The 6,574-nt window shown below is 71.7% G+C and carries 7 protein-coding genes and 1 pseudogene; 2 read left to right on the top strand and 6 right to left on the bottom strand.

The window, feature by feature from the left end; all coding sequences use genetic code 11:
- Window positions 1-213, top strand: a pseudogene (locus tag ACIRSU_RS31295) (ABC transporter permease); the annotation flags it as partial.
- A gap of 2 nt (window positions 214-215) precedes the next feature.
- Window positions 216-1,040 (top strand): sirohydrochlorin chelatase, encoded by an 825-nt coding sequence (locus ACIRSU_RS31290; protein ID WP_403799276.1) that lies wholly within the window; start codon window positions 216-218, stop codon window positions 1,038-1,040.
- Here the strand turns inward: ACIRSU_RS31290 and ACIRSU_RS31285 are convergent.
- From ACIRSU_RS31285 to ACIRSU_RS31260, 6 genes are all read right to left on the bottom strand, one after another.
- Window positions 932-1,498 (bottom strand): TIGR03086 family metal-binding protein, encoded by a 567-nt coding sequence (locus ACIRSU_RS31285; protein ID WP_403799274.1) that lies wholly within the window; start codon window positions 1,496-1,498, stop codon window positions 932-934. The genes ACIRSU_RS31290 and ACIRSU_RS31285 overlap by 109 nt on opposite strands.
- Before the next feature lie 91 nt (window positions 1,499-1,589).
- A complete protein-coding gene (locus ACIRSU_RS31280; protein WP_403799272.1) occupies window positions 1,590-2,195 on the bottom strand; it encodes a DsbA family protein in 606 nt (201 codons plus the stop codon).
- An 80-nt stretch (window positions 2,196-2,275) separates the two neighbouring features.
- Window positions 2,276-2,833 (bottom strand): DUF1697 domain-containing protein, encoded by a 558-nt coding sequence (locus ACIRSU_RS31275; protein ID WP_403799270.1) that lies wholly within the window; start codon window positions 2,831-2,833, stop codon window positions 2,276-2,278.
- An 84-nt stretch (window positions 2,834-2,917) separates the two neighbouring features.
- On the bottom strand, window positions 2,918-4,132 hold the full coding sequence (locus ACIRSU_RS31270) for a S8 family serine peptidase (protein WP_403799267.1): 1,215 nt from the start codon (window positions 4,130-4,132) through the stop codon (window positions 2,918-2,920).
- A gap of 226 nt (window positions 4,133-4,358) precedes the next feature.
- Window positions 4,359-5,657 carry an ABC transporter substrate-binding protein gene (locus ACIRSU_RS31265; RefSeq protein ID WP_403799265.1) on the bottom strand — a complete coding sequence of 433 codons (1,299 nt, stop codon included), beginning with the start codon at window positions 5,655-5,657 and terminating at the stop codon, window positions 4,359-4,361.
- Window positions 5,658-5,698: 41 nt separating this feature from the next.
- On the bottom strand, window positions 5,699-6,556 hold the full coding sequence (locus tag ACIRSU_RS31260) for a carbohydrate ABC transporter permease (RefSeq protein ID WP_403799262.1): 858 nt from the start codon (window positions 6,554-6,556) through the stop codon (window positions 5,699-5,701).
- Window positions 6,557-6,574 lie beyond the last annotated feature (18 nt).

The following is a 6,574-nucleotide window of genomic DNA, read 5'->3' as shown; positions in this document are numbered from 1 at the left end:
TCACTGATGGCCGCCGAGATCATCGCCTCCTCACCCGACCTCGGCCGCGGCCTCGGCCAGCTCCTGGAAAACGGCCGCAACAACTTCGACATGCCGGGCATCTTCCTCGCGATCATCCTGATCCTGCTCGTCGGCGTCGCCATCGACCTGCTGATCTTCAGCCCCCTGGAGCGCGCCGTGCTGCGCCGCCGCGGCCTGCTGGTGAAGGGCTGACCATGAGTACGCCGGTTCTCCTCGTCGTCGCCCACGGCAGCCGCGATCCGCGGCACGCGGCCACCGTCCAGGCGCTGGTGCGCCGGGCCGGGCTGCTGCGGCCCGGGCTGCGCGTGGAGACGTCGTTCCTGGACTTCAACCTGCCGTCGGTGACCGGGGTGCTCGACCGGCTCGCCGCGGAGGGGGTACGGGAGGTGGTGGCGCTGCCGCTGCTGCTGACCCGCGCCTTCCACGCGAAGGCCGACATCCCCGCCGTACTGCGGCAGGCCCCCGCGTCCCTGACCGTCCGCCAGGCGGAGGTCCTGGGCCCGTCGCCGCTGCTGCTCGCCGCGGTCGAGCGGCGGCTTTACGAGGCGGGGCTCACGCCCGCCGACAAGAGCTCGACCGGGGTCGTCCTGGCCTCGGCGGGCTCCACCGACCCGGAGGCGATCGCAGTGATCGCTGAAACGGCGCGGGAGCTGCGGCGCACCGGTTGGTGCTCCGTGCGACCTGCGTTCGCCTCCGCATCTCTTCCGCGCACGGAGGACGCCGTACGGGCGCTGCGCGCCGAGCCGGGCGTCCGCCGGGTCGCGGTGTCCCCGTACGTGATCGCCCCGGGCCGGCTGCCCGACCGCATCGCGTCGGGCGCGGCAGAGGCGGCGGCGGACGTCCTCGCGGACGTCCTCGGTCCGTCGCCCGAGCTGGCGCGGCTGCTCCTGGAGCGGTACGCGGCGGCGGCTCAGACCGTGCGGCCGCTCAGGGCGACGGCCTTCTCGATCGACGTGGCCCCGGCGGGTACGGCGACGGGCGCGTCGAACCCTTCGTACTCCCGGTACATCTCGGCGTAGCGCCCGACCACGTCGAGCACATAGGCACCGGTGTCCTCCGGCACGTCGTACTCCTGGCCCGTGGAGCGGGCCAGGTCCCAGCCGTGCAGGGCGAGTTCGAGGACGAGCATGGCGGCGATCTCGGTGGCGGGCACGGCGCTGCCACCGAGGTCGACGTCGCCCTCCCAGGCTTCGGGCTTCTCCCAGGCGGCGAGCGCGCGGTCGAGCTGCGCGCGGTACCGCTCGGGCCAGTCGGCGTCGGCCGTGAAGTCGCGCTGGACGGTCTCCTCGGGGAGCTGGGTCCGCAGCGCGCGGTGCTCCAGGCCGTGCGCGGAGTAGAGGACGAGGTGGTTGGCGAGCTCGCGGACGGTCCAGTCGGCGCAGACGGACGGGGTGGCGAGCTGCTCGGTGCCGATGCCCCGGGTGATGCGGGCGGCTTCGGCGGCGCAGGCGGTGAGGTGGTCGTGGATCGCGTTCATGCCGGTCACGTTACGGAGGGGTGCGGGGCGCGGTCTTGAAGTTTCGCGACAAGCGTTTCCTTCGGATGCAGGACGGCGCCCCGACCGGGTCCTAGCTGAAGTCGAGGCCGCCCGAGCGCTCCCGCTTCAGTTCGAAGAGGTCGGGGTGGGAGGCCAGGACGCGGAAGCTGTCGAAGAGTTCGGCGGCCTTCTCTCCGCGCGGGATGGCGCGCAGGACGGGGCCGAACCAGGCCGTGCCGTCGACGTGGATCGTCGGCGTGCCCACGTACGCGCCGGCCTCCGGGTCCTTGCCGGCGTCGTGGCTGACGCGGACGGCGGCGTCGTACGAGGAGTCCTTGGCCGCCTCGGCGAGAGCGGCGGGGAGGCCGAGCTCGGCGAGGGACTCGGCGATCACCGCGTCGAAGTCCTTGTTCTTCCGGTCGTGGATGCGGGTGCCGTACGCGGTGTAGAGCGGGCGCAGGATCTCCTCGCCGTGCTGCTCGGCCGCGGCGGCGGCCACCCGGACCGGGCCGATGGAGGCGTCGACGAGGGTGCGGTACCAGTCGGGGAGTTCGTTGCCCTCGTTGTGGAAGTAGAGGCTCATCAGCCGGAAGCGCACGTCGAGGTCGCGCTGCCGCTCGACCTCGAGGATCCAGCGGGAGGTGATCCAGGCGAAGGGGCAGGCGGGGTCGAAGTAGAAGTCCACGGTCGTTGTCATGGAAAGAACAGTAGTCACGGGATGGCCCGCGAGAGCGGGCCAATCACGAGCTGTTCGACTGGGCCACTTGGCGTGGCCTCTCAGGCTTCGGGTGCGGTCATCTCGACGAGCTTGCGCACGGTGTTCCAGTTCCGCCCGGTGACGGTGACGTCCTTGTAGAGGGAGGGCCGCGAGACGGCCTCGCCGAGCTTGGAGCTGCCCAGGCCGCCGGGGGCGTAGAGGTAGAGGACGCGGTCGCCGAGCGCGAACGCCTCGGGCAGGAAGGCCTCCCGGTCGAGCGCGGCGTACCGTTCGGCCGTGACGGGGCCCGAGAAGTAGAGGGCGTGCAGCTGCTTGCCCTCCAGCTCGGCGGCGGGGAAGGGGCAGTCGGCCTCGACGGCGGCGAGGTACTCGTGGTCCCGTACGAGGCAGGCGACGCGGAAGCCGAAGTGGCCCTCGATCGCCGCCTCGATCGCCGCGGCGTGCTCCTCCTCGGTGCCGTCGGCGTCGGTGGTGAAGACGGCGTTGCCGCTCTGGAGATACGTCTTCACGCCGGTGTAGCCGAGTCCTTCGAGGACGGAACGGAGCTCCGCCATGGGGACCTTGTTGCGTCCGCTGACGTTGATCCCGCGGAGCAGGAGGGCGTAGGTGGTGGTCATGGGCACACCATAAGGCGGCCGCCGTGCCCCGTGGGGGAGGGCGCGGCGGCCGCCGTTCAAGGCTTCCCGTGTGCTACGGGACCCCTACTCGACGATCCTCAGCAGCTTGTTGGCGGTGCCGGGGCTCGCGTTGCCGATCTTGTCCGGGGTGGCCCCGGCGACCAGCGCCTGGGCGACCTGGTCCGGCGTGGCGTCCTGGTGGGCGCCCAGGTAGACGGCGGCGGCGCCGACCACGTGCGGGGTGGCCATGGAGGTGCCGGAGATGGTCTTGGTGCCGGTGTCGCTGTCGTTCCAGGCCGAGGTGATCTCCGAGCCCGGGGCGTAGAGGTCCACGACCGAGCCGAAGTTGGAGAAGTCGGACTGCTGGTCGTCCTTGGTGGACGAGGCCACGGTGATGGCCTCGGTGACGCGGGCCGGGGAGCCCGCGCCGGCGTCGGCGGACTCGTTGCCGGCCGCGACGCCGAAGGTGACGCCGGAGGCGATGGCCTTGCGGACCGCGTCGTCGAGCGCCGGGTCGGCGCTGCCGCCGAGGCTCATGTTGGCGACGGACGGGCCCTGGTGGTGCTGGGTGACCCAGTCGATGCCCGCGACGACCTGCTCGGTGGTGCCGGAGCCGTTGTCGTCGAGGACGCGCACGGCGACGATCTTCGCCTTCTTGGCGATGCCGTACGTGGACCCGGCGATGGTCCCGGCGACGTGCGTGCCGTGGCCGTTGCCGTCCTGGGCCGTGTCGTCGTTGTCGACGGCGTCGAAGCCGTACGAGGCCCGGCCGCCGAAGTCCTGGTGGCTGATCCGGACGCCGGTGTCGATGACGTACGCGGTGACGCCCTGGCCCGCGCTGTCGGGGTAGGTGTACTTGCCGTCGCCGGCGGTGTCGGTCTGGTCGACCCGGTCGAGGCCCCAGGACGGCGGTTTCTCCTGGGTCTCCTCGATCGTGAACCTGCGGTTCTGGACGACCTTGGCGACGGCCGGGTCGGCGGCGAGGCGCTTGGCCTCGGTCTCGGTGAGGTTGTTGACGGAGAAGCCGTTGACGCTGGAGTCGTAGCTGCGGCGCAGGGTGCCGCCGTACTCCTTCGCCAGTTCGCTCTTGCCGTCCCGGCCGGTCTTCTCGTCGAGCAGCACGACGTAGCTGCCCGCCACGGCGCCCTTGGCGCCGAGGCCGTAGACGGTTCCTTCGGCAGGTGCGGGCGTCGCTCCGGCGAACGGGCCGGTGAGGACGGTCACTCCGGCGGCCGCGGCGATCGCGGTCGTGACGGCGATGATCCGGACCTGCTTGCGGTCACGCTTGTGTATTGCCATGAAGAGGGGTCTCCTCGTCAGGTTTTTGTGGGGGGTTGAGCTTCCGGACGAAACTCTTCCGGCGGCTCACTCGAAACCCTGACCGATTGACGAGTGCAAATCAAGGCCTTCACACACCTGTGACTTCTTCAACAAGGTTTCTCAAAAAGGGGAATGGGGCGAGTCTCCTCAACTCACCCCATTCGGTGCGCGGTTCGGTGCACGGTTCGCGGGCGGTGACCCTCGGTCAGTCGCGTTGGTAGCGGGCGAGGACCCGGTTGCCGTCCTCCTCCAGACGCCGGCGCAGCTCCGCGGTGTCGATGGCACCGCTGTAGTACTCCTGGAAGGCCGGGGTGGCCACCTTGTCCTTCCACTCCGGGTAGCCGCGCACCGACTGCGCGGGCGCCGGGCGCAGTTGCCGGGCGACCGCCGCACCGGTGGCCCAGCCGAACTCCGAGGTGTGCAGGGCCGGATCGGCGAGGGCGGCGGTGGAGGTGGGCAGCATCCAGTCGCCGAGCGCGAGCCGGACGGTGTTGCGGGGCTGGAGGAAGAAGTCGAGGAAGGCGGCCGCCTCCCGCTGGTGCGGGCTGTCCTGGGCGATGGAGAGGGTCTGCGGGCTGACGCCCTGCGCGAGCCCGGCGGCTCCGGCGGGCGCGGGCAGGACGGTCCAGTCGAAGCCCTTGGGCGCCTGCTGCACGATCTGCTGCCGGTACGAGAAACCCAGCGGGACCATCGCGTACTTCCCGGCGAAGAAGCCGGGCAGCGTGTCGGAGCCGCCGCTGCCGAGGGTGGCGCGGGAGGCGGAGCCGTCGGCGCCGGCCATGGCGCGCAGGGTGCCGGGGACGACGGCGTCGGCCTCGGTGAAGCGGACGCTGACCCTGCCCTCGGTGCCGCGCTGGAAGAGCCGGCCACCGGCGGAGACTCCCAGGTTGAGCGAGACGGAGACGGGCTCCCTGAGCGGCCAGGCGACCGCGTACCGCCCCTCCCCCAGCTTCGCCGTCAGGTCCCGGCCGACCTGCCGGAACTCGGACCAGCTCCAGGGGCGTTCGGGTGTCGGCAGGCGTACCCCGGCCTGCCGGAGCAGCGTCCGGTTGGCCATGATCACGCGCGGCTCCTGGAGGAACGGCACGCCGTAGATCCCGTCGCCGACCGTCGTGGTCCGCCAGCTGTGCGCGGGGATGTCGGCGCGCAGCCGTGCGGAGAGCAGCGGGCGCAGATCGGCGAGGTAGCCGCCGTAGGCGAAGTCGGCGAGGTCGTCCGAGGCGTCGTGGATCAGGTCGGGCGCCTCGCCGCCCTCGAAGGAGGTGAGCAGCTGGTCGTGGACGGAGTCCCAGCTGCCCTGGACGTACTCGACCCGGATGCCGGGATGGCCGGCGTTCCACTCCTTCACCAGGGCCTTGTTGGCGTCGACGGACTCCTTCTGCCAGGCGAGGGAGAGGAACCGGAGCCGGACCACACCGCCGTCGTCGCGGTCGCGGTCTCGGTCGTGGCCGGCTGTGCAGCCGGTGAGCAGCAGTACGAGGACCGCGAGGAGCGCGATCGGCATCCGTGCGACCCGGAGCCGTGCGACCGGCATCCGTCCCCGTCTCATGACTTCACCGCCCCGGTCAGCATCCCGCCCGTGATGCGCCGCTGGATCAGGGCGAAGACGAGCAGCGAGGGCAGGGTGGCGAGGAAGGCGGCGGCGGCGAGCGGCCCGAGGTCGGCGACGCCCTCCGCGCCGAGGAAGTGGGTGAGGACGACGGGCAGGGTCTGCCGCTCCGGGGACTTGAGCAGCACGAGCGCGAAGAAGAACTCGTTCCACGCGGTGACGAAGGCGAACAGTGCGGTGGCGACCAGGCCCGGGGCGAGCAGCGGCGCGGTGACCGAGACGAGGGTACGGAGCTTGCCGGCGCCGTCGACGGCCGCGGCCTCCTCCAGCTCGCGCGGCACGGCCCGTACGTACCCCGTGAGCATCCACAGCGCGAAGGGCAGCGACCACACCACGTACACCAGGACCAGGCCGGCCAGGCTGTTGACGAGGTGGAGCCTCTTGAGGACGAGGAAGAGCGGGATGATCAGGAGGACGAAGGGGAAGGCCTGGCTGACCACGACCCAGCCGGTGGCGGCCGTGCCGAGCCGGGAGCGGTGCCGGGCCAGGACGTAGGCCATGGGCGTGGCGACGGTGACCGCGATCAGGGCGGCGGCGACCGCGGCGAGCAGGCTGTTCCCGGCGGCGCGAAGGAGCGGCTGTTCGGCGAACGCCTGCCGGAAGTTGTCGAGGGTGGGGTCGCGCGGGATCCAGGTGGGGTGCAGCGCGCCCAGTTCCGTGGCCGGTTTGAAGGCGGTGGAGACCAGCCACAGGAAGGGGAGGGCGAGGAAGACCAGATACGCGAGGAGGGCCGCGTACTGGCCGGCGCGGGCGGCCCCGCGGCTACGGAACGCTCGTACGGGCCGCTGCCTCACAGCTCCTCCTTCGTGGTC

The sequence above is a fragment of the Streptomyces sp. NPDC101160 genome (assembly GCF_044768205.1).
Lineage (GTDB): Bacteria > Actinomycetota > Actinomycetes > Streptomycetales > Streptomycetaceae > Streptomyces.
This window is presented reverse-complemented; position numbering and strand designations above follow the sequence as displayed.

Excerpts from the sequence above, each read along its gene's own strand:
- ACIRSU_RS31270 (WP_403799267.1), bottom strand. The coding sequence starts at position 4,132 with ATGGCAATACACAAGCGTGACCGCAAGCAGGTCCGGATCATCGCCGTC.
- ACIRSU_RS31275 (WP_403799270.1), bottom strand. The coding sequence starts at position 2,833 with ATGACCACCACCTACGCCCTCCTGCTCCGCGGGATCAACGTCAGCGGA.
- ACIRSU_RS31290 (WP_403799276.1), top strand. The coding sequence starts at position 216 with ATGAGTACGCCGGTTCTCCTCGTCGTCGCCCACGGCAGCCGCGATCCG.
- ACIRSU_RS31265 (WP_403799265.1), bottom strand. The coding sequence starts at position 5,657 with ATGCCGATCGCGCTCCTCGCGGTCCTCGTACTGCTGCTCACCGGCTGC.
- ACIRSU_RS31285 (WP_403799274.1), bottom strand. The coding sequence starts at position 1,498 with ATGAACGCGATCCACGACCACCTCACCGCCTGCGCCGCCGAAGCCGCC.
- ACIRSU_RS31280 (WP_403799272.1), bottom strand. The coding sequence starts at position 2,195 with ATGACAACGACCGTGGACTTCTACTTCGACCCCGCCTGCCCCTTCGCC.